This is a genomic window from Treponema sp. Marseille-Q4523 (genome assembly GCF_016901105.1).
Classification (GTDB): Bacteria; Spirochaetota; Spirochaetia; order Treponematales; family Treponemataceae; genus Treponema_D.
In genome coordinates, this window is record NZ_JAFEVM010000014.1 from 51,177 (window position 1) to 70,887 (window position 19,711).

Annotated in this window: 17 protein-coding genes and 1 pseudogene; 8 read left to right on the forward strand and 10 right to left on the reverse strand. The window is 46.4% G+C overall.

The features are described from left to right. Positions 1-74 precede the first annotated feature (74 nt). Both JSQ97_RS06090 and JSQ97_RS06095 read left to right on the forward strand, forming a co-directional pair. Complete coding sequence (locus tag JSQ97_RS06090) at positions 75-782, forward strand: hypothetical protein (RefSeq protein WP_205075242.1); 708 nt, start codon at positions 75-77, stop codon at positions 780-782. A 173-nt stretch (positions 783-955) separates the two neighbouring features. Beyond that, positions 956-1,333, forward strand: a complete 378-nt coding sequence (locus tag JSQ97_RS06095; RefSeq protein WP_205075243.1) for a RidA family protein — start codon at positions 956-958, stop codon at positions 1,331-1,333. A gap of 114 nt (positions 1,334-1,447) precedes the next feature. On the opposite strand, the gene JSQ97_RS06100 is transcribed toward JSQ97_RS06095, so the two are convergent. From JSQ97_RS06100 to JSQ97_RS06140, 9 genes are all read right to left on the reverse strand, one after another. Beyond that, a complete protein-coding gene (locus JSQ97_RS06100) occupies positions 1,448-2,782 on the reverse strand; it encodes a DUF1302 family protein (RefSeq protein ID WP_205075244.1) in 1,335 nt (444 codons plus the stop codon). Beyond that, positions 2,779-3,588 carry an outer membrane lipoprotein-sorting protein gene (locus JSQ97_RS06105; RefSeq protein ID WP_205075245.1) on the reverse strand — a complete coding sequence of 270 codons (810 nt, stop codon included), beginning with the start codon at positions 3,586-3,588 and terminating at the stop codon, positions 2,779-2,781. The genes JSQ97_RS06100 and JSQ97_RS06105 overlap by 4 nt, the downstream gene beginning before the upstream one ends. Positions 3,589-3,631: 43 nt before the next feature. After that, positions 3,632-6,076, reverse strand: a complete 2,445-nt coding sequence (locus JSQ97_RS06110) for an efflux RND transporter permease subunit (RefSeq protein ID WP_205075246.1) — start codon at positions 6,074-6,076, stop codon at positions 3,632-3,634. Positions 6,077-6,212: 136 nt separating this feature from the next. Then, positions 6,213-7,007 carry an inositol monophosphatase family protein gene (locus JSQ97_RS06115; RefSeq protein ID WP_205075247.1) on the reverse strand — a complete coding sequence of 265 codons (795 nt, stop codon included), beginning with the start codon at positions 7,005-7,007 and terminating at the stop codon, positions 6,213-6,215. A 4-nt stretch (positions 7,008-7,011) separates the two neighbouring features. Next, the gene (locus JSQ97_RS06120) at positions 7,012-8,106 is read right to left on the reverse strand and encodes an ABC transporter ATP-binding protein (RefSeq protein WP_205075248.1); all 1,095 of its coding nucleotides are present in this window, start codon (positions 8,104-8,106) and stop codon (positions 7,012-7,014) included. Positions 8,107-8,116: 10 nt separating this feature from the next. Continuing rightward, positions 8,117-9,862 carry an ABC transporter permease gene (locus JSQ97_RS06125; RefSeq protein ID WP_370590040.1) on the reverse strand — a complete coding sequence of 582 codons (1,746 nt, stop codon included), beginning with the start codon at positions 9,860-9,862 and terminating at the stop codon, positions 8,117-8,119. A gap of 9 nt (positions 9,863-9,871) precedes the next feature. Continuing rightward, positions 9,872-10,909: an ABC transporter substrate-binding protein gene (locus JSQ97_RS06130; protein ID WP_205075250.1), complete on the reverse strand. Its 1,038-nt coding sequence runs from the start codon at positions 10,907-10,909 to the stop codon at positions 9,872-9,874. 69 nt (positions 10,910-10,978) lie between these two features. Continuing rightward, positions 10,979-12,013 carry an ABC transporter substrate-binding protein gene (locus tag JSQ97_RS06135; protein WP_205075251.1) on the reverse strand — a complete coding sequence of 345 codons (1,035 nt, stop codon included), beginning with the start codon at positions 12,011-12,013 and terminating at the stop codon, positions 10,979-10,981. 49 nt (positions 12,014-12,062) lie between these two features. Further along, the gene (locus tag JSQ97_RS06140; RefSeq protein ID WP_205075252.1) at positions 12,063-13,073 is read right to left on the reverse strand and encodes a LacI family DNA-binding transcriptional regulator; all 1,011 of its coding nucleotides are present in this window, start codon (positions 13,071-13,073) and stop codon (positions 12,063-12,065) included. Between the two features lie 249 nt (positions 13,074-13,322). Here JSQ97_RS06140 and JSQ97_RS06145 point away from each other — a divergent pair, with 249 nt between their 5' ends. The 3 genes from JSQ97_RS06145 (at position 13,323) to JSQ97_RS06155 (ending at position 14,772) form a co-directional block, all read left to right on the forward strand. Beyond that, on the forward strand, positions 13,323-14,102 hold the full coding sequence (locus JSQ97_RS06145) for a ZIP family metal transporter (protein WP_205075253.1): 780 nt from the start codon (positions 13,323-13,325) through the stop codon (positions 14,100-14,102). Between the two features lie 87 nt (positions 14,103-14,189). After that, positions 14,190-14,585, forward strand: a complete 396-nt coding sequence (locus JSQ97_RS06150) for an RDD family protein (protein WP_187385143.1) — start codon at positions 14,190-14,192, stop codon at positions 14,583-14,585. After that, complete coding sequence (locus JSQ97_RS06155; protein WP_205075254.1) at positions 14,569-14,772, forward strand: hypothetical protein; 204 nt, start codon at positions 14,569-14,571, stop codon at positions 14,770-14,772. Before JSQ97_RS06150 ends, JSQ97_RS06155 begins: the two co-directional genes overlap by 17 nt. Here JSQ97_RS06155 and JSQ97_RS06160 read toward each other — a convergent pair. Continuing rightward, positions 14,769-15,965, reverse strand: a complete 1,197-nt coding sequence (locus JSQ97_RS06160; protein WP_205075255.1) for an NADP-dependent isocitrate dehydrogenase — start codon at positions 15,963-15,965, stop codon at positions 14,769-14,771. The genes JSQ97_RS06155 and JSQ97_RS06160 overlap by 4 nt on opposite strands. A 323-nt stretch (positions 15,966-16,288) precedes the next feature. Between JSQ97_RS06160 and JSQ97_RS06165 the strand changes: the two genes are divergently transcribed. The 3 genes and pseudogenes from JSQ97_RS06165 to JSQ97_RS06175 all read left to right on the forward strand — a co-directional run. Beyond that, positions 16,289-17,131, forward strand: a complete 843-nt coding sequence (locus JSQ97_RS06165) for an Rpn family recombination-promoting nuclease/putative transposase (protein WP_205075256.1) — start codon at positions 16,289-16,291, stop codon at positions 17,129-17,131. Between the two features lie 124 nt (positions 17,132-17,255). After that, the gene (locus JSQ97_RS06170) at positions 17,256-18,479 is read left to right on the forward strand and encodes an LL-diaminopimelate aminotransferase (protein ID WP_205075257.1); all 1,224 of its coding nucleotides are present in this window, start codon (positions 17,256-17,258) and stop codon (positions 18,477-18,479) included. A gap of 562 nt (positions 18,480-19,041) precedes the next feature. Then, positions 19,042-19,497 (forward strand): annotated as a pseudogene (locus JSQ97_RS06175) (Rpn family recombination-promoting nuclease/putative transposase); the annotation flags it as partial. Positions 19,498-19,711 lie beyond the last annotated feature (214 nt).

Below are 19,711 nucleotides of genomic sequence, written 5' to 3' on the forward strand. Positions count from 1 at the left end.
TTGTATGTACGGCTTCCTGAAAGTCGTATAACCTTTACCCCGCCCGGTTTGTTTTCTACATGAGGGATTATGCGATGAAAAAAAATCTGTCCGTGAAAACGCCGTACTTCGAAACGGACGCGGCGTATTCTTTGCTTTTCAAATCGATGTTTGCGGCGCTTCTTTTTTTGCCGCTTTTGTTTGTGTCCTGTACGTCTTCCGTCGAACTGCGCGCAAACAGCGACGGCAGCGTCGACATAACATACGATGCGGCATTCGGTTCGGCATTTGTCGAAATGATGCAAGCGCTTTCGGGCGGCGGGAATTCGCGTCTTTTCGATGCGGATGAGATGACGGCGCAGTTTCGGGCGGCCGGCGTCAACGATGTGCGCATCGCTTCTCCTGCGGACACGTCGCTCGGTATAAGGCTCCGTTTGCCGAAGGGAGGGGACGATCCCGTGTCGCAGTCGACCTGTCTTTCGAGATCGGGCAATACTTTGTCTCTCGCGTTCTCTCCCGAATCCTGTGCAAAATTATACAAACTTCTGCCCGACACGATGCAGTCCTATATCGATTTATGCATGGCACCTCTTTTTCTCGGCGAACCTATGTCGCAAAACGAATATGTCGATTTGATCGCTTCCGTCTACGGTCAAGCGCTCGCCGACGAACTCAAGCGCTCGAAAATAAAGATTTCGCTCTTCGCACCGAACGACGGAAAAAAAGCGTCCAAAACGGTCGAGCTCCCGCTTGCGGAACTGCTTACGAGTAAGAAACCCGTTTCGTTTTCCGTCGCGTGGTAGGACGTATCGTTTATTTTGTGTATGCGCGCCGCATCCTTTCGAAAGATTCATTCGTCTGCATTTTCTCCGCAGCGATTTCGAAGCTCCTCGTGTCGGGATTTACTTTCCTTGACCCGAATATTTTTCAGCACTATACTGAAACCATAAAATCTTATATGCAGTGAGGCAATGTTATGAAAGTAATCAATACGAAAAATGCGCCGGCGGCGATAGGCCCCTATTCACAGGCGATCGTTGCAAACGGCTTCGTGTACACGTCCGGTCAAATCCCCATCGATCCCGAGACGGGCGCCGTTACAGGCAAAACGATAACCGAACAGGCGGAACAGGTTATGAAAAATCTCAAAGCGGTGCTCGAAGCGGCGGGAAGCGATTTTACGAAAGCGGTCAAAACGCTGTGCTTTTTGAAAACGATGGACGACTTTGCGGCGTTCAACGAAGTGTATGCAAAATATTTTACCGGTAAGCCCGCGCGCTCGTGCGTCGCTGTCGTGCAGCTTCCGAAAGACGTACTCGTCGAAGTGGAAGTTATCGCCCAAGCTGCAAACTGATACCCGCACGAATAAAAAAACAGAAGCCGATGATCGAATCCCGTTCGGATCAGACACCGGCTTCTGAATATGCGAGGCACCGTCGGCGTCCCGTTGCAAAATTAATAAAAATTATTAAAATCTGACCGTTCCCTCGAATCGTACGCAGCTCAAATCTTTATACTTTCCGTAAGTGCCGTCGCTTTTCGGACCGGGAAAATAGCCGTCGAACGCAAGCGCAAGCGAAATTTCGTCGGTGAGGCTGTACTTTGCTTTAAGACCGGCAAAGCCGTCCAAATCGTTTAAGCGTACAAGGCCGGTACACGAAAGCGTGAGTGTTTCGGAAAAAAGCGTCTTCGAAAGGTTTGCCGTAGCCCCGTGCTCATACGCGTCGCGCGCAAGCGAGTCGACATAAGCGAATACGACGTCCCCGTAATACTGCGCGGTAAGCATCCAGCCGTTTTTATTCCAGTCGAATCCCGCAAGGGCTCTCAGTTCGTTTTTTCGTTTGCAGCCGCCGAGCGAAGTTTGTCCGAGCTGAAGCGCGCGCGCTATAAAAAACGCGCTTTCCGCTCTGATTACGAAAGCTCCCGCGGGAACGGCCAAGTCGAAGCCTGCCATGCCGTACCGATAATACTTTCCCGTCACGGTAATTTTAGGCGGCGAACCCGTAACGGGTACGTACGATAGATTCGGCGAATCGTCAAAGCCGTAGTATCCATACAGTGAAAAGTCGATCGCCGGAAACCAAAAACTTACGCGCGCGGCATAGCTCGAATTTGCGATGTTCAGATCCGGCTTTGAAATATCGCCGAGTACGACCGGTACGGCACCAACGGAACTCGGAATGAGCGCTTTTCGAAGCGGATTCCACGATTCGAACGGAAGCGCAGAGGGTCTGAAAAACGGGATCCAATACGCATCGGCGGAAAAATACGTTCCCGAAAGCGTGCCCTTTATCGCGTCGATGCCGAGCCTGCTTTCGCTGTAGTTCGACGTACCCAGAGATGCGAGATTTTGCGGGCAGAGGATATCCGCAATGCGTATGCCGTCCGCTTTTCCCCACGCCGTTATCTGCCGTCCGATTTTTAAGCCCGCCGTCAAACCGTTTCCGAACTCGTTCGACGTCCACGAAAAATACGCTTCCTGCAGTTCCGCGCCGAGTCCGTCGGTAACCGAAAAGCTTCCGCCGGAATCTGCAGCGAGCGCATTGAAATACGCGTTGCCCGCGATAAAGACCGCACAATCCGCAAAGCGCGCGTCGATCTCTCCGCTCACCGTTTCTTTTGCGGGTGAAAAATCGCCCGCATTATCGCCGCGGATAAAAACGCCGACTGCGGTTTTAGCGCTTCCCGAAAATGTAATGTCCTGCGAAAACGCGAAGGAGGCGGAAAGAACGCAGACCGCCCCGAACACAGCGGTACGATACCGCCGCACAGCCTGCAACATTTTTAAAATTAATAATTTCATTTTATCGCTCCGCGTTCAAGGGATGCAACGGTAAAGACGGAATCGTTTATCGGTATGTTGTAGTGCACGTCTTTCATTTCGATGACGGTCGAATGATCGGTTCTGACATTTTTCATCGTCATTTTTCCGATCGTCCATATACCGTCGATTTTTTCAATGTTTGTGCATTCGAGTTTGCGCTGCAGTGCGTTTTGCCGGTCGTAGTATTCGCTTTTTAATAATTTAAAATTATCTTTGCGGATCCATACGATGCGGCGGGGATTTTTTTCCGTTTTATCTTTTGCAGCGCATTCGATTTTCCAGCAGTCGAAGCCGTCGACGGTTTCGGAAGCGAGCACGGTAAACGTATCTTTCGAAAGCGCTCTGTCGCCCATATCGTCGTAGGTAAAATCCGTTCCCATAAAATCGCCGCCGCTTTCGCTGCCGGATATGCGGCGCACTTTTTTCATCGCGGGCATATACAGCCAATTGTCGGAATCTTTTTTAGTACCGTCGGCTTTTTCATCGTATTCCCACATCAAATAGCCGACACCGGCGACGTCTTTCGGCGTACGGAAAACGATAACCGTTTTATCGTTATCGCCGTAATCTTTCGTATAATACACGATTTCGCGCACTCGCTGATTGCCGGTTTTATTGACGAGCGTCATTGTTGCGGTATACGTACTCGTTTTGCCGCTGTCCGCGTCCCTCGCGCGCTTCATAATATCGTAGCCGCTCAAATCCTGTGCAGCGGCCGCAAACGCGCAGGCACCGACTGCAAAAAATACGGCAGCTCTTTTTAATAATTTTTCGATCCTTTTCATAGTATCCTCCAAAATCAATATCGTTTATCGTATCGTTCGATTATTAACTAATGTGTTTCGGCGCATTGTTTTCTTTTGCATCCGATTCTTTTCCGAACGACTTTGCCGAAAACAGCAGCACCGGCGTCAGCGTATAATCGGCGATAAGAGCTGCACCGAGTCCGACGACGCTCAGCAATCCGATGCGGAACAGCATATTTATCGAACTGAACATATACATCGAAAACATCGCGCACAGGATAACCGTCGTCGCAATCATCGATCGGCCGATTTTGACAAAAGAATCGACGACCGCTCTGTGATAATCGCCCGTCGCCTCGTATTCAAGTTTGACGTGATTCGTAAAGTGGATCGTATCGTCGACCGCAATGCCGAGTATCATCGGCATAATCGTCATCGTGAGCATATCGAGCGGATATCCGAAAAAGCCCATGAGCCCGCCGACGAGCAGTACCGGGGCGGCGTTCGGGATCATGCCGATAAATCCCGTATGGATGCTCGAAAACACGATTATCAAAAGGAGTAAAATTATTATAAACGAACCGCCGAGCGATTTCAATTCGCCGGTAACGAGCGTATGATTCATCGTTGCAAAGCCGACGATTTCGCCGATGCAGAAAACTTTCGCGCCGGGGAAATAACGGGAACCGAGAGAACGCGCATCGGTGATATCCAAATCGATCGCGTTCGCATCGTATTCTTTCAATTCGACGTGTACGTATGCGGTATTACAGTCGTCGTTCATCCACACGGAAAGATTTTCGCCGCCGGATAATTCGTACAGGAATAACAGCTGCGCTAAAAAATCCCGTTCTTTCGGAATCGTATAAAACGCAGGATCGTCGCCGTTCAGCGTGCGGTTCATCTCTTTTACGATGTCGGTTACGGATGTGACGCGCGGTTTCGTACCCGATATCTTCGTGAGCCTCAGTTTGCCGAGGGCGGCTCCCAAATCGTCAAGCGCCTGCATATTTTCGGGCTCTTTAAATGCGTCGGCTTCGGGAAGTTCGATCATCACTTCGTACGAATATTGGTTGCCGAGTTTCGAATTCATAATGGAAATCATGCGTTCGACATACGGAACTTTTTTACCCATCATGCCGACGTAGTCCATATTCACTTCAATGCGGAACATATAGAAAACGGATGCCGCTGTGATCGCCCCTCCGACGATGAGGATCGGCAGTCGGTGTCGGAGCACTTGTTCGCCGAAGCGTCCGTATACGGCATCGACTTTTTCGTGAAACGCTTTTATGCGCGCTTCCCGCCGTAACGCTTTTTGTGAAGGCGATTTTGCCGCCGCGGGGGAGTCCTTTCCGTAGCTGTACAAAACCGGAAGCAGCACGATGACGTACAGATAGATAATAAAGACGAGCGCGGAACAGGTACCGCCGAGCCAACGCAGGGCTCCGATACCGGCGGTAAAAAACGAAATAAAGGATGCCATCGTCGTGATGACGGTAAATAAAATCGGCCAGCCGGTCGTTTTCACCGCGGCGATCGCGGCGGCTTTGCGGCTGCCGCAGCTGCGGAATTCGTAATTGAATCCGTTGATATAGTGAATCGCATAACCGACGGAAAGCGCCATGCCGAGCAGTATCGGCAGCGTCAAAAGATTTTCTCCGGCAATGATGCCGAACCAGCCGGAAAAGCCGAATACCGTACCGATGCCGCCGACGGTCGCAAAGATCGGAACGAGCACGCCCCTCACCGAACGGATGAACAAGATCAAACAGACGAGCATGACGATAAAGCCCGTGATAATGCGCCATTTCATATCGTGCCTTACCGCGCGGCTTTCTTCCGTTTCGATGTAGCCGACGCCGCTTCCTTTGAACGTGTAAGCGTCGCTTTTAAATTCGTCCGATTCGACGATCGGGATCGCAGCGTCGCCGACTTTGTACATATCCGCATAATCGTCGTCGTAAGGCGTCAACGAAAGGACCACCCACGTCTCTTTCGCGTCGTCGGATACGATATTGTTGACGAGCGATTCGCGGCTCATGATAAACGCTTTTTTTTCGGCGAGTTCCGCGCGTTCTTTTTCCGTCATCTGCGAAAGCGCTTTACCGCCGCCGGGGATGCCGTCTTTAAATGGATTGCTGACTTCGATACCTTCTTCCGTGCCTTGCGAAACGGTCAAACGCATGAGCGACGTAACTTCATCCGCGAACGGCACTTCCGCTTCGAGGCGCTTGCCGAGTCGGTCGATCGCAGAAAGCACTTCAGGAGCGAACACGTCGTCGGCTTCGACGAGTACGGCGACGACGTCGGTGTTTCCGAACAGTTCTTTAAATCTGTCGTTTGCGGCTTTTTGCTCTTTGGAATTGGTAATCCACTGATCTTCGTCGTCTTCCGATTTAAACCTCGGCAAGCCGGCAAAGCCCGCAAGCGTGATAAGGGCGATTGCGATTAAAAATGCCGTCCGATGCTTTATTTGAAAGCGCCCGATTTTTTCGAAATACACATTGATTTTGTTTACCGTCATAGTTATTGTCCGTAATCGCAAATACAGCAGAGTAAAGTCTGTAAAAATCGAAAATCGTTACAGTGACCGATTTACCGAAAAGTTATATAATGCTAACTTATTATCGATAATATGGTATGCGAAGCTTGATTTTTTGTCAACAGAAAATAGTACTAACAAACGGACGTATCTTTTTATTTGACGCAAAAACCGATGTCGTATTCAATGTGATCGGATTTCCTTTTGCATCGGAAATTTCACCGCCGGCTTCTTTAATAAGCACGGCGCCTGCCGCCAAATCCCAAATGTGAATACCTTCTTCGTAGTGTGCTTCCATACGACCTGCAGCGACATGTGCCATACATATGGCCGCACTGTTTAAAATTCGTATGCTTAAACAAGATTTTGAAGCACCCTCAATACAGGAACATACATACGGCCTTTGTTCAACGGCCGCCGCCGGCATCGATAACGATACAATGGTGCTGTCGAGATTATCAACGTCCGATACATGTACGACACGGCCATTAACAAAAGCACCCGTTCCTTTGCTTGCAGAAAACATCTCATCCGTCATGGGATTGTATACGACACCGACAACAAGTTCATGTTTATACGCCATAGCGATAGATACCGAAAAAAACGGCATTTGTCGAATAAAGTTTGTCGTACCGTCAATAGGATCTACGATCCATATAAAATCTTTCGCCGTTTTATCCAAATCGACATCGTTTGCATCGGCGCTTTCCTCTCCGAAAAATTGATGTTCGGGATATTCTTTATTAATTGCCGTTTGAATAATTTTTTGCGACCGCTCATCTACATCCGTAACAAAATCATATTTTGATTTGAACTGAATATCGTGATGTTCAACACAGGAAATTTTTATCATTTTTCCTGCTTGCCTTGCAATCGATTCCGCAAATTGTTGATATATACGGAAATCATTCATTACATTATTCCTCCGTTCTCGTGTCGGGTAAATAACTTGCATGATCGGTATCGATTGCTAATCTTACTTCATCGCCGATATCATACTCCGACGTTTTTAAGTAATTATCGTCATTCATAATAGCAATTGTACCGCCAAAGTCAAGTTTATATTGAACCATTTGTCCGTAATATGTTTTTTCTACAATCGTGGCGCAAAAAAGACCGTTTGGATCAAATGAAAAATATTCCGGACGAGCCATCAATACATCTATATGGGAAAATTTAACAGCAGAAGCCGGAATATTTATAATTTGTTGCAGAATATTTACACTAACAGTGTTTTCGTTTTTATCAATAATCGTACAAGGAATAAAATTTGCCGTGCCCATAAAATTTGCCACGAAAGTGGAAACAGGAGATGTATATACCTCACGCGCCGTCCCAACCTGCTGGATACATCCGCTTTTCATGATAACAACTTCATCGCTGATCGCCATCGCTTCCGATTGATCATGCGTAACATAAATACTTGTAATGCCGACCCTCTGTTGTATATTACGTAATTCATCGCGCATATACTCACGAAGTTTTGCATCAAGATTCGAAAGCGGTTCATCGAACAAAAGCACTGACGGTTCGGTGACAACTGCACGCGACAGTGCAACGCGTTGTTGCTGTCCTCCTGAAAGCTGGCTCGGCATTCTATCAAGGTATTCTTCAATCTGCATAAGTTTCGTCACTTCATGTACTTTATAAGCGATTTCTTCCGTCGGCATTTTTTTTAAACGCAATCCGAATGCAATATTTTCAAAAACGGATAAATGAGGAAAAAGCGCATAACTTTGAAACATCATTCCTATATTACGCCTGTGAGGCGGGATCTTTGAAACTTCTTCTCCGTCAATACGAATTTCGCCCTCGGATTGTATTTCAAAACCCGCAATCATACGAAGCAGCGTGGTTTTTCCGCACCCTGACGGACCGAGTAAGGTTACCATCGTGCCGGGTTTTATATCGAGATTTACATCATTGACTGCCAAAAATTCTTTTTCATCTCCATAAGCAGGAAATACTTTTGTTAAATTTTTTATTTGAACGCCGACCGCCTTCGTTTTCATAATTTATACCTCACCTCTTTATTTTCTTTGCGGAAAACTGTCTTCGTGCATCGAATACCGTATTGAGCAGAATAATGACCAGGACGACAAGTACCATCAATACGACACAATATGCGGACGCCACCCCCAGTCGCGACGATTCGATTTCACTCATAATCGAAACGGTTAATAAATTCCAGTTAATCGACACGAGAAATATAACCGCGCTTACGCTTGTCATCGATCGCACAAATGCATTGAGCAAACCTCCGTATAATGCATTTTTCATCAATGGAAGCGATATTTTTCTGAAGACCGTAAAATTATTCGCTCCGAGAATCGTCGCCGCCTCTTCTATAGCCGGATCGACTTGATTTAAACTATTGGTACCGGCTTCCACTCCTATGGAAAGATTGCGAAACATGAGAGCGGCGATAATTATAATTGCCGTACCTGTCAATAATATGGGTCGCTGATTAAATGCGAGAATATAACCGATCCCCAATACAATTCCCGGAATACCGAACGGAATAATGCTCGCTACCGACATGAGTTTTTTTCCGATAAATTTTTTCCGTACAAGCAAAAATGCGACAATGAGACCGAAAACAGCAGTAATCGGGGTTGCAATCAAAGATAATATAATCGTATCTCGCATTGCTTTTTGTCCGCGTTTAAAAATAAAATTAAAATTATCGAGCGAAAGATTCATATTCACTCCCCATGTCTTAACAAACGAAACCCATATAACCGTTCCGTAAAATAAAATTATCACGAGCATTATAAAAAAACAAAAAATATAAAGGGGATAAATAATCGATTTATCGGCAATTTTATGAAATCCGCCGACAGGTTTTCCGGTTATCGTTACGAATGATTTTTTTGCTGTCCAATATTTTTGAATAAAAAACGCGATGAGACTCGGCAGTAAAATCGACATAGCGATAAACGCTCCGGTACGCAGATCATACATACCGGTTATCTGAGTGTACGCTTGGACGGAAAGCGTTGAAAAATCACCTGCGAGAACCTGCGGATTACCGAAATCGCTAAGCGATTTCGCAAATACGATAAGCAGCGCGCTGAATATTCCCGGGAGTGAAAGCGGGAATGTCACCTTTGAAAACACTTGCCACTGCCTTGCTCCAAGCGATCGCGCTGCATTTTCAACGGACGGATCGATCGTTTCCAAAACACCTTTAATATTGAGATATGCCAATGGAAACAATGCAAGCGTTTGGACAATCCATAACGAGTGAAATCCGTATACATTCGCATTTTCAATTTTCATTATACCGTGGGAGATAACGCCGCTTCTGCCGAACAAAAGAATCATAGCAAGCGAAATAACAAACGGGGGAGAAAGAATAGGAAGCATGGCGATGACGTTAAAGAACTTCCGCCCTTTCATCTCCGTTCTTGTTATACCGAATGCAAAAACATATCCCACAAGCGTCGAAGCGAAAGCAACAAGCAAAGCAAGCTGCAAGCTATTTAAAAGCGATGTAATAAAATATTTGCTTTTTATTGCTTCAAATGCCAAAGAAGCGTCGAATTGCCCTAAGTCGTTACGAAAAATTGCAATGAAGACTTTGATAATCGGAAGTATGCAAAAAATAATCAGAATCGTTAAGGTAAGGATTATTGTTAAAAACAAACCGGGCTGCTTTAACAATAATAGAAATTCACGCTTTTTTTCCAAACGATTTTGTATATTCACAACGCACCTCGCATACGGAAGGAGAACCATGCAAAGACGATAATTCCGTCTTTGCATATCGATTTGTTATTTATTTTGCAATACGTTTAGTTTAGATCGAACCTGATTTTCGAAACGAGCAATTAAAGCATTGCGATGGGCACCCGACCATTCGGAATCGTAATTGATAGTTTTAATATTGCCGATCGGAACCATACCTTCCGCGAGCCGTATATTTTTATTCATCGGAATACGGAAAAATTGATCGGTAAATAATTTTTGACAATTTTCATCAAGGATCCAGTCCATAAACAATTTCGCATTCTCGAGCTCACCTGCAGGACCGTTTTTGATAATCGCCGTACAGGCAACTTCATAACCCGTACCTTCTGCCGGATATGAAATCGTCATCGGATAGCCCTGCGCCTGTATATATTTCCCGTCGAGATCATAACCGATGGCAACACCCGTTTCGCCGAGTCCGACCATACGCATGGGAGCGGCACCGGCTTTTGTATATTGCAAAATATTTTTATCAAGCTTTGAAAGATAATCGAATCCCTTATCTTCACCCATCAATTGAATAATCGTCGAAAGGATCGTATACGCCGCTCCGCTCGTTGCCGGATGTGCCATCGTAATATTGTTGCCGTATTCCGGTTTTAATAAATCAGCCCAACTCTGCGGAGCTTTGATATTATTTTTTTTCAGCCAGTCGGAATTTGAGAAAAAACATGTTACGACAAGCGATGTCGGTGTTGAAAATCCTTTGGAATCAACCCATTTCGAGTCGACGGTATTGATATTTTTCGATACATAGGGATATAAAATACCTGCAGCCGCGGCATTATTGTGCGAATCCGTTGCGCCGCCGAGCCATACGGAAACCTGGGGATTATTCGCTTCCGCCTTGAGTCGAGTCAGACATTCCCCTGCACTCATACGAACATATTTTACCTTAATCCCCGTATCTTTTTCAAAAAGGCTAAAAATTTCCTGCGCTTCGCTTTCAACAAATGCCGTATATGCAGACAATTCCTTTGACTGAAAATCTTTTTCGCCGGCTGCAGATATCGGCAATACGAACGATATGAATATCGAAATTATTATAAAATACTTTTTCATAAGTTCTCCTCAACGAATTTGTTAAAAAAGAAACGGCATAATTTTAGACATCGATATTTAAAATATCTTTTATTTTACAGCCGCCTTAGAGCGTATTTGCTTTTCGAAGCGCGAAATAAGATCCGCCCTATGTGCACCTGACCAATCCGAATCATAGTTAATAGTTTTTATGTTAATTACAGGAATCATGTCTTTTGCAAGTTTTACGTTTTTATTAACCGGCAGCCTATAGACTGACTGAAATAACTTTTGACAATTTTCATCAAGCAACCAGTCAATAAATTCTTTTGCGTTTTCAAGTTCGTCAGCGGGACCGCCTTTAATAATACCTGCTTGCGCAACCTCGAAACCTGTACCTTCCGCAGGATATGATAATTCCATCGGATATCCTTGCGCTTTCACATATTTCCCGTCGGCATCATAACCGATTGCAATACCTGTTTCACCGATTCCGACCATACGCATGGGGGCGGCACCGGCTTTTGTGTACTGCAAAATATTTTTATCAAGCTTTGAAAGATAATCGAATCCCTTATCTTCGCCCATCAATTGAATAATCGTCGAAAGGATCGTATACGCCGCTCCGCTCGTTGCCGGATGTGCCATCGAAATGTTATCTTTATATTCCGGTTTTAACAAATCGGCCCAACTTTTCGGCATTTGCAATTTATTTTTTTTCAGCCAATCGATATTGACAAAAAAACATGTTACGATAATGGATGTCGGTGTAAACATACCCTTCGGATCGACCCAGATAGAATCAACGTTTTTAATATTTTTTGATGTATAGGGGTATAAAATACCGGCTGCCGATGCATTGTTAAAAGAATCCGTTGCGCCGCCGAGCCATACGGAAACCTGAGGATTATTCGCCTCCGCCTTGAGCCGAGTCAGGCATTCTCCGGCACCCATTCGTACATATTTCACCTTGATTCCCGTATCTTTTTCAAAAAGGGTGAATACCTCCTGCGCATCGCTCTCAACAAGTGCCGTATAAACGGACAGCATTTTTGAGCGCGAAGCACCGCCATCTTGCGAGCCGCCGCTAAATACGGATGATACCAATACTGCTGTCGCTACAACACCAATCAGAAGCTTTTTCATAAGACCTCCTATTAAAAACGGTATTTTATACCGAGTTTTATCGCAGCGCCTATCCAAGGAATTTTACACTTGAACGTTCTATGATCTCCGAATCGAATAACAGCGATTCGGGCTTTTCTTGGGAATCTTTATCCATCATAGAGAAGAGCATTTTTGCAATAGCCTCACCCATGCTTTTTCTCTGTAACGCCATGGTTGTCAGATTATACGACGGCAGAGATGTCAATTCCAAATTATCTATGCCGCAAATTGAAATGTCATGGGGAATACTTTTACCGATACTTTTTACATATTCGACTGCGCCGACGGCAAGCAAATCGTTAGAAGCAAATACTGCCGTCGTTTCCGTATTTTTGCGCAACAATTCCTGCATCGCAACTACACCGCTCTCAATTGATTGTTTCATTCTTCCCAATGCATTGCTCATTATCCATTGCGCTTTGAGACCGTGTATCCGCATTTCGTCGCAGTATCCTTTGAGCCTTTCTTCTCCGATAACAGTGGGAAAAGCGATATGACTTATATTCCGATGTCCGTGCTTAATGAGGTACGAAACCATTTTACGCGCACCGCTGTAGTGATCGGTATCGACATACGGAATAGAAAGTGTCTTGGGCGGACGACGACGCAATGCGACGATAGGAATATCTATATCCTTTAAAGCGGCGACCGTTTCTTCATCCCATGAATCGGGTGTGATGATAAGACCGTCAAGACGAAATTGCTTTGCCTGACGCAGGAAATCGAGCAATCGTCTTTTTGAGCGTGCAAGGCTACCATACATAACGTGATACCCGTAAGATAGGAGGGTATCCTCCGCTCCTGCTGCGTTTTCCGCAAAATACGAATCCATAATATCGGGGATAGTAAGGCCTACCATATAGGTACGTTCCTGTGTCATAGATTGCGCAGCAAAATTCGGTACGTATCTAAGTTCGTCGATAACCTGCATTACCTTCTCTTTTGTTTGCTTTTTTACATCGTAATAATTGTGCAGACAGCGCGAGACAGTAGAAACCGAAACACCGGCATGTTTTGCCACATCCCTGATCGAAACCATAAATAACTCCGAAAACGTTACCAAAAACGTTTTCGATAAAATTGTAAATCCACTTTTTCAATCTGTCAATGATTTTTTTCGAAATTTATCAGAAAATTCATATTAGAAATAGTGTAGTAAGATCGATTTTGATTTCATTATAGATATTTTTATGTAAAATATTTTCCTGCATCGGTATTCTTATAGTACGGGTATATATTTTTTTTACTTTTCTTGCATATACTATTCATCTTCGGTATCTTTAGAACTATGACGACCGTTTTTTGGGGATTGATGATCCCGTTTGCCGGAACGACGCTCGGAGCCGCGTGCGTGTTTTTTATGAAACGCGAAATGCACGACGGCCTGCGGCGCGCGCTTATGGGCTTTGCCGCAGGCGTTATGATCGCGGCGTCCGTATGGTCGCTCCTCATCCCGTCCATGGAGATGGCCGATACGGCGAAGCGCTTATCGTTTATACCGGCGCTCGTCGGCTTTTTATTCGGCATTGCCTTTCTTTTTTCGCTCGATAGGATAACACCGCACCTGCACATCGACGCATCCGCTCCCGAAGGGCCGAAATCGCGCTTGAGCCGCACGCTCATGCTCGTGTTTGCGGTAACGCTGCACAATATTCCCGAAGGCATGGCCGTCGGCGTCGTATTCGCCGGTATGACGAGCGGTTCTGCAAACGTTTCCGTTGCAGCAGCCTTTGCGCTTTCGCTCGGCATCGCGATTCAAAACTTTCCCGAAGGCGCGATCATTTCGATGCCGCTGAGAACGGAAGGCAACAGTAAGGCGAAATCCTTTTGGTACGGCATGCTCTCCGGAGCCGTCGAACCCGTTGCCGCCTTGATTACGATTTTATTAACCGAGATAGTTGTGAGCGCTTTGCCGTATTTTCTTTCGTTCGCCGCAGGTGCCATGATTTACGTCGTCATCGAAGAGCTTATCCCCGAAGCGACGCGGGATGATAAAACCGATGTCTGTACGATCGGCTTTGCCGTCGGCTTCGCGCTGATGATGGTGCTTGACGTTGCATTGAGTTGAGCGGGAAACACTTTTGAGACTGCGCGGCTCGAACCAATGTCAGGATGAATTTGTAATTTACATACATAACAATCGAGGAGCAAAAAAATGAACACAAAAAGAATCGGCGCGTTTTGCATCGATTTTATAATTACCGCGATCATATACGAAATACCGTTTTGCATATCGGTTATGATGCCGCTGCTGCAAGGGCAATCTCTTACAGGCACGCAAATGACAGTGAGAGTCTTAGGCTCAAGTTATATCGGCATACTGTATTTGGTTTTGCGGGATTTACCCGAAGGCGGCAGTATCGGGAAAAAAATTTTAAAGTTGAAAATAATCGATGTACACACAAAAGAGCGCGCTTCGTCGAAACAAAGGCTGATCAGAAATCTGTTTTGGCTTTTGGGGCCGCTTGAAATATTTGCATATATATTTTGCCGCAAGCGGATCGGCGATATGACGGCTCGGACGGATGTTATTAATGAAAAATGCTGTTAAAAAGATGGAAGAAAATATGTCTTGCGCATCGGTTAAAAGGACTCGAAAGAAAGCCGAACAGGATATTATGATAATACGGCTTGCGCAGTTAAGAGAAGCGCAGAATATAAAACAGTCCGAAATGGAAAATTTTACGCAATCTTCTATTGGCCGAAAAAAATTAATAATTAATTATGAGCGGTACTAAAGCCGGTTTCGGATCGCGTCGATAAATTCCCATGAGTTGAGCACGCGCTTAGGTGCGGGGGAGGCGAGGCGCGCTATGTCGCCGGTCATCTCTCCTTCTTCGATCGTCGAAAGCGTTGCCCTTTCGAGGCGTCGTGCAAAATCGCTAAGCGCTTCGGTGCCGTCGAGTTCGCCGCGTTTTGCGAGCGCGCCCGTCCATGCGAAGATGAGCGCGACGGGATTAGTCGACGTCTTTTCGCCTTTTAAGTAGCGGTAGTAGTGTTTTTGCACCGTGCCGTGAGAAGCTTCGTATTCGAATGCGCCTGAGGGGCTGACGAGTACGCTTGTCATCATTGCGAGGCTGCCGCACGCGGATGCGATCATATCGCTCATGACGTCTCCGTCGTAATTTTTGCACGCCCACAGCATGCCGCCTTCGCTTTTCATAATGCGAGCGACGGCGTCGTCGATGAGCGTGTAAAAATAGGTGATACCGGCTTTTTCGAAGCGCGTTTTGTATTCGGCATCGAATATGCGCTGAAAGATTTCTTTGAACGTGCCGTCGTAGGTTTTCGAAATCGTGTCTTTTGCGCCGAACCACACGGGTACGTTTTTGTCGAGCGCGTAGGTAAAACAGCAGCGGGCGAAGTTTTCGATGGACGCGTCGAGGTTGTGGATACCTTGGATGATGCCGGCGCTTTTCATGTCCATGATTGTTTTGCGGATCTCTTTGCCGTCCGTTCCCGTAAATACGAGTTCGGCTTTTCCCGCTCCGGGCGTGCGGATTTCACAATTTTTGTATACGTCGCCGTATGCGTGTCGTCCGAGCGCGATCGGTTTTTTCCAGCACGAAACGGACGGATTGATATTGTTTACGAATATGGGTGTGCGGAACACGGTGCCGTCGAGTTCCGCGCGGATGATGCCGTTCGGACTCGGCGTGAGGTGCGAGAGTTTGTATTCTTCCATGCGCGCCGCGTTCGACGTAATCGTCGCGCATTTGACGCCGACGCCGAGTTTTTTTATCGCTTCAGCCGCATTGTAGGTTATTTTATCGTCGGTTTCATCGCGTTTTGTTAAACTTAAATCGTAGTATTCGGTTTTGAGATCGACGTAAGGGGAAAGCAATTTGTCTTTGACGAGCTGCCATAACACGCGCGTCATTTCGTCTCCGTCGAGTTCTGCGACGGCGTTTCTCATCGGTATCTTGGTCATGGCAATGAGTATAACTTCTTTCGCGCGCATCGTCCAGATTCATTTGAGCATCGGTTATTAATGCCCGAATGATGTTTTCTATGAATTAGTAATTTAACTTGTCTACTATATAGTGTACAAGTTTCGGTAATGAGGCGGTATTGAGTTTTCCATTTCATACGGAGACGCGATACCACCGTACCGTACATTGAGCGAAGTTCCCCGCGCAGGAAACGATGTTCCCGTTTATTTTTATAAAAAACCGCGTAATTTATCACTTTGTAAACGATATATAGGTCAACGGCTTTCCTTGCCGCACTATCTCAACAACTGAGGATATCCCCATGGAATACACCCATAAACCCGTCGAAGAACTTTCCTTTACCGATGACTTTATGTTCGGCACGATTATGAAAAACAAAATGATCTGCAAAGGCATCATCGAGCGTCTTTTGCACATCAAAGTCGGTAAAATAGAATATCCCTCGCTGCAAAAAACGATCACTCCGTTTTACGAAAGCAAGGGCATACGCCTCGACGTCTATGTCTCCGACCCCGATCGCATCTTCGATATCGAAATACAAACGTCACTTCCGCCCTCTCTTCCCAAACGTACGCGCTATTACCAAAGCCTTATGGATGTCGATAACCTCTTGCAGGGACAGAGTTATGCCGAACTGAAAGAGAGTTATGTCATCTTTATCTGTACGCAGGATCCCTTCGGCAAGGGCTTGCCTGTCTACGAATTCCGCAATATCTGTACCGCCGACGGCACTCTTTTTCTTGATGACAAAAGCGCTAAGGTGTTTTATAATGTGGATGCCTACGGTAAAGAAGATGAGCCTGAATTGAGCGCTTTGTTGGAGTATCTTTGCGAGAGGCGGGCGACGAGCGGTTTTACGCAGCGGATTGATGCGCTTGTCGAAAAAGCGAAACGGAACGAAAAGTTCAGGAGCTGGTATATGTCGTTGAATATACGGGAAGATGACTTACGCATGGCAGGTGAAAAGATCGGTTTTGAGCGGGGCGTTGTTGCAGGAATACGCAAAGGTCGACGCGACGGTATCGCTGCAGGATCGTATCAAGCAAAGCGAGAAACGGCAAAGCTGATGGCTGAACGCAAATATCCGCTTTCTGAAATTCGCCTTATGACCGGTCTCTCGGAAGCGGAAATCAAAAAACTGTAATGGTATTCGCTTTTCAAAAAACTCGACATCCGACCTCTTAGGTAAAAATTGATTTCCGTGGCTTGGCCGGGGGCGTGTGTGTGATTTTGTTGCACTGTTTTGCGCGATTCGCTAAAATGCGTTTATGATAGAACGAAACCGATGTTTTGCCAATCTCACCGCGGGCTATCTCTTTCCCGAAGTTGCGCGCCGGAGTAAAACTTACGCGGCTTCTCACCCCGATGCGAAGCTCATCAGTTTGAGCATCGGCAATACGACGGAACCGCTCGAAGGGCATATTTCAAACGCGATGTCGGACTATGCGCGTGCCCTTGCAACTCCCGAAGGCTATTCGGGTTACGGCGACGAACAGGGGCTTTTCGAACTCCGCAAAAAAATCGCCGAAACCTTTTATGAAGGCATTGCGGAAGCCGACGAAGTGTTCGTATCCGACGGTGCAAAATGTGATATTGCGCGCATACAGCTTTTGTTCGGATGCGGAGTGCGCGTCGCCGTGCAGGATCCCGCATATCCCGTGTATGTCGACGGATCGGTACTCATCGGTGCGGCGGGCGCGGCACATAACGGCGCATACGAAGGTATAAGCTATCTTCCGTGTACGCCCGAAAATAATTTCTTTCCCGATTTAACGAAAGTACGCGACAACAGCATCATCTATTTTTGTTCGCCGAACAATCCGACGGGATATGCGTCCACGAGAGAAGAGCTCGGCCGCCTCGTCGATTTTGCAAACGCTCACGGCTGTATCATCGTATTCGATGCGGCGTACGCGGAGTTTATCCGTACGCCCGGACTTCCGAAATCGATTTTTGAAATAAGCGGCGCTCGTACCTGTGCGATCGAAATCAATTCCTATTCGAAGCCCGCGGGATTTACCGGTGTCCGGCTCGGCTGGTCGGTCGTACCGAAAACGCTTTTATATGCCGACGGTACTCCCGTCATCAAAGATTGGTCGCGTGTTATGACTACGCTTTTCAACGGCGCGTCGAATATCGCGCAGAGAGGCGGACTTGCAGCCCTCGATCCCGAAGGCCTTGCCGAAATGAAAAAGACGATCGATTATTATCTTGAAAATGTCCGTGCGATCGGGGAAGCGCTTTCCGGCGACAATTTTGCAAAAGCGGGAGTGCGTGTTTATAGCACCGGAAACTCGCCCTATCTTTGGGTGTATTTTCCGAAATACACGAGTTGGGACATCTTCGATAAAATTCTCGACGAATGCCGCGTCGTGACGACTCCCGGTTCGGGGTTCGGAGAAGCGGGCGAAGGTTTTTTGCGTTTCAGCTCTTTCGGTCATCACGAAGCCGTAAACGAAGCGTGCGCGCGGCTTCCGGAACTGAAGTTGTAAAATTAATAGGTTCACAGTGTTTTGATTTCCGCTTCCGAAATGCCTGTCGCTTTTGCTATCGCTTCAAGGCTCAGCTGCATACCAGATAAAATTTTTGCACGATGTTTCGACATCCGAAAAAGTTTTTAGCCGTGCGTGAGAGCGCACAGTTAATAAGCGATGTTTCGGTTTCGTCCGAAACTCGAAGTTAAATTGAACGGCGCAATTTCAGACGTTCAATTTAAACCTTCCTTAAAATTGCACAGCGAGTAAATCTTCGGATTTAGGAGCTGGGCAATTCGTGCGCGAGAGCGCACAGTTAATAAGCGATGTTTCGGTTTCGTCCGAAACTCGAAGTTAAATTGAACGGCGCTATTTCAGACGTTCAATTTAAACCTTCGGTAATTGAGATGGTGCGCTAAGCCGCTGCCCTATATATCGCCGATAAAGTAACAAGCTGCGCAGTTTTTTATAAAAAATACACGGGAACTCTGCAAACGGCGGTTGCCCGGATATCTTCCGAAATTATTTCAAAAAACTCCGAAAGCGCAACATTTCCGCGATATTATATACCGGAGGTTTTATGGCAAAACATAATCGTCGATATAAAGATTCCGTTTTCGTCGACTTCTTCGGCGAAGATAAAAATTCAAAAGCGAATTTTCTCGCTCTCTACAACGCATTGCATAGGACAGAACTCGATACATCGACCAAGCTCGAACCGCTCCGGCTCGAACAGGTGATCTACATGGCATTTCGCAACGATGTCGCCTGCCTCGTCGACGGTAAAATCATCGTATTGGTCGAACACCAATCTACGATAAACGTCAATATGCCGCTGAGATTTTTGCAGTACGCAGCACGCCTCTACGAGCGCATCCAAAACCCTCGCGACCGCTATCTCAGGCGCCTGAAAAAAATCCCGACGCCGGAGTTCTATGTATTCTACAACGGAGAAGAAGATTATCCTGAAAATACGACGCTCCGTCTCTCCGACGCCTTTATGACGATACCTGAAAAACAGAGCCTCGAACTCCTATGTTTTTTGTCAAGCGGAAAAGTAAAACTTTTTAGATTTTCTTCCACACTTGACCGCTCCCCGTCCCTGTAATCCCTTGTTTTACATGTTTGCTCTAGCCCGCTTGTAAGACACGGGCAGGCAGTTGTTTATATTCCATCCCCTTATTTTTCATTATTAAATACAATAATTTTGCCATCTTCCGCGCTATCGCCGTTATCGATACCTTCTTCCC

Excerpts from the sequence above, each read along its gene's own strand:
- JSQ97_RS06090 (WP_205075242.1), top strand. The coding sequence starts at position 75 with ATGAAAAAAAATCTGTCCGTGAAAACGCCGTACTTCGAAACGGACGCG.
- JSQ97_RS06095 (WP_205075243.1), top strand. The coding sequence starts at position 956 with ATGAAAGTAATCAATACGAAAAATGCGCCGGCGGCGATAGGCCCCTAT.
- JSQ97_RS06100 (WP_205075244.1), bottom strand. The coding sequence starts at position 2,782 with ATGAAATTATTAATTTTAAAAATGTTGCAGGCTGTGCGGCGGTATCGT.
- JSQ97_RS06105 (WP_205075245.1), bottom strand. The coding sequence starts at position 3,588 with ATGAAAAGGATCGAAAAATTATTAAAAAGAGCTGCCGTATTTTTTGCA.
- JSQ97_RS06110 (WP_205075246.1), bottom strand. The coding sequence starts at position 6,076 with ATGACGGTAAACAAAATCAATGTGTATTTCGAAAAAATCGGGCGCTTT.
- JSQ97_RS06115 (WP_205075247.1), bottom strand. The coding sequence starts at position 7,007 with ATGAATGATTTCCGTATATATCAACAATTTGCGGAATCGATTGCAAGG.
- JSQ97_RS06120 (WP_205075248.1), bottom strand. The coding sequence starts at position 8,106 with ATGAAAACGAAGGCGGTCGGCGTTCAAATAAAAAATTTAACAAAAGTA.
- JSQ97_RS06125 (WP_370590040.1), bottom strand. The coding sequence starts at position 9,862 with ATGCAAAGACGGAATTATCGTCTTTGCATGGTTCTCCTTCCGTATGCG.
- JSQ97_RS06130 (WP_205075250.1), bottom strand. The coding sequence starts at position 10,909 with ATGAAAAAGTATTTTATAATAATTTCGATATTCATATCGTTCGTATTG.
- JSQ97_RS06135 (WP_205075251.1), bottom strand. The coding sequence starts at position 12,013 with ATGAAAAAGCTTCTGATTGGTGTTGTAGCGACAGCAGTATTGGTATCA.
- JSQ97_RS06140 (WP_205075252.1), bottom strand. The coding sequence starts at position 13,073 with ATGGTTTCGATCAGGGATGTGGCAAAACATGCCGGTGTTTCGGTTTCT.
- JSQ97_RS06145 (WP_205075253.1), top strand. The coding sequence starts at position 13,323 with ATGACGACCGTTTTTTGGGGATTGATGATCCCGTTTGCCGGAACGACG.
- JSQ97_RS06150 (WP_187385143.1), top strand. The coding sequence starts at position 14,190 with ATGAACACAAAAAGAATCGGCGCGTTTTGCATCGATTTTATAATTACC.
- JSQ97_RS06155 (WP_205075254.1), top strand. The coding sequence starts at position 14,569 with ATGAAAAATGCTGTTAAAAAGATGGAAGAAAATATGTCTTGCGCATCG.
- JSQ97_RS06160 (WP_205075255.1), bottom strand. The coding sequence starts at position 15,965 with ATGACCAAGATACCGATGAGAAACGCCGTCGCAGAACTCGACGGAGAC.
- JSQ97_RS06165 (WP_205075256.1), top strand. The coding sequence starts at position 16,289 with ATGGAATACACCCATAAACCCGTCGAAGAACTTTCCTTTACCGATGAC.
- JSQ97_RS06170 (WP_205075257.1), top strand. The coding sequence starts at position 17,256 with ATGATAGAACGAAACCGATGTTTTGCCAATCTCACCGCGGGCTATCTC.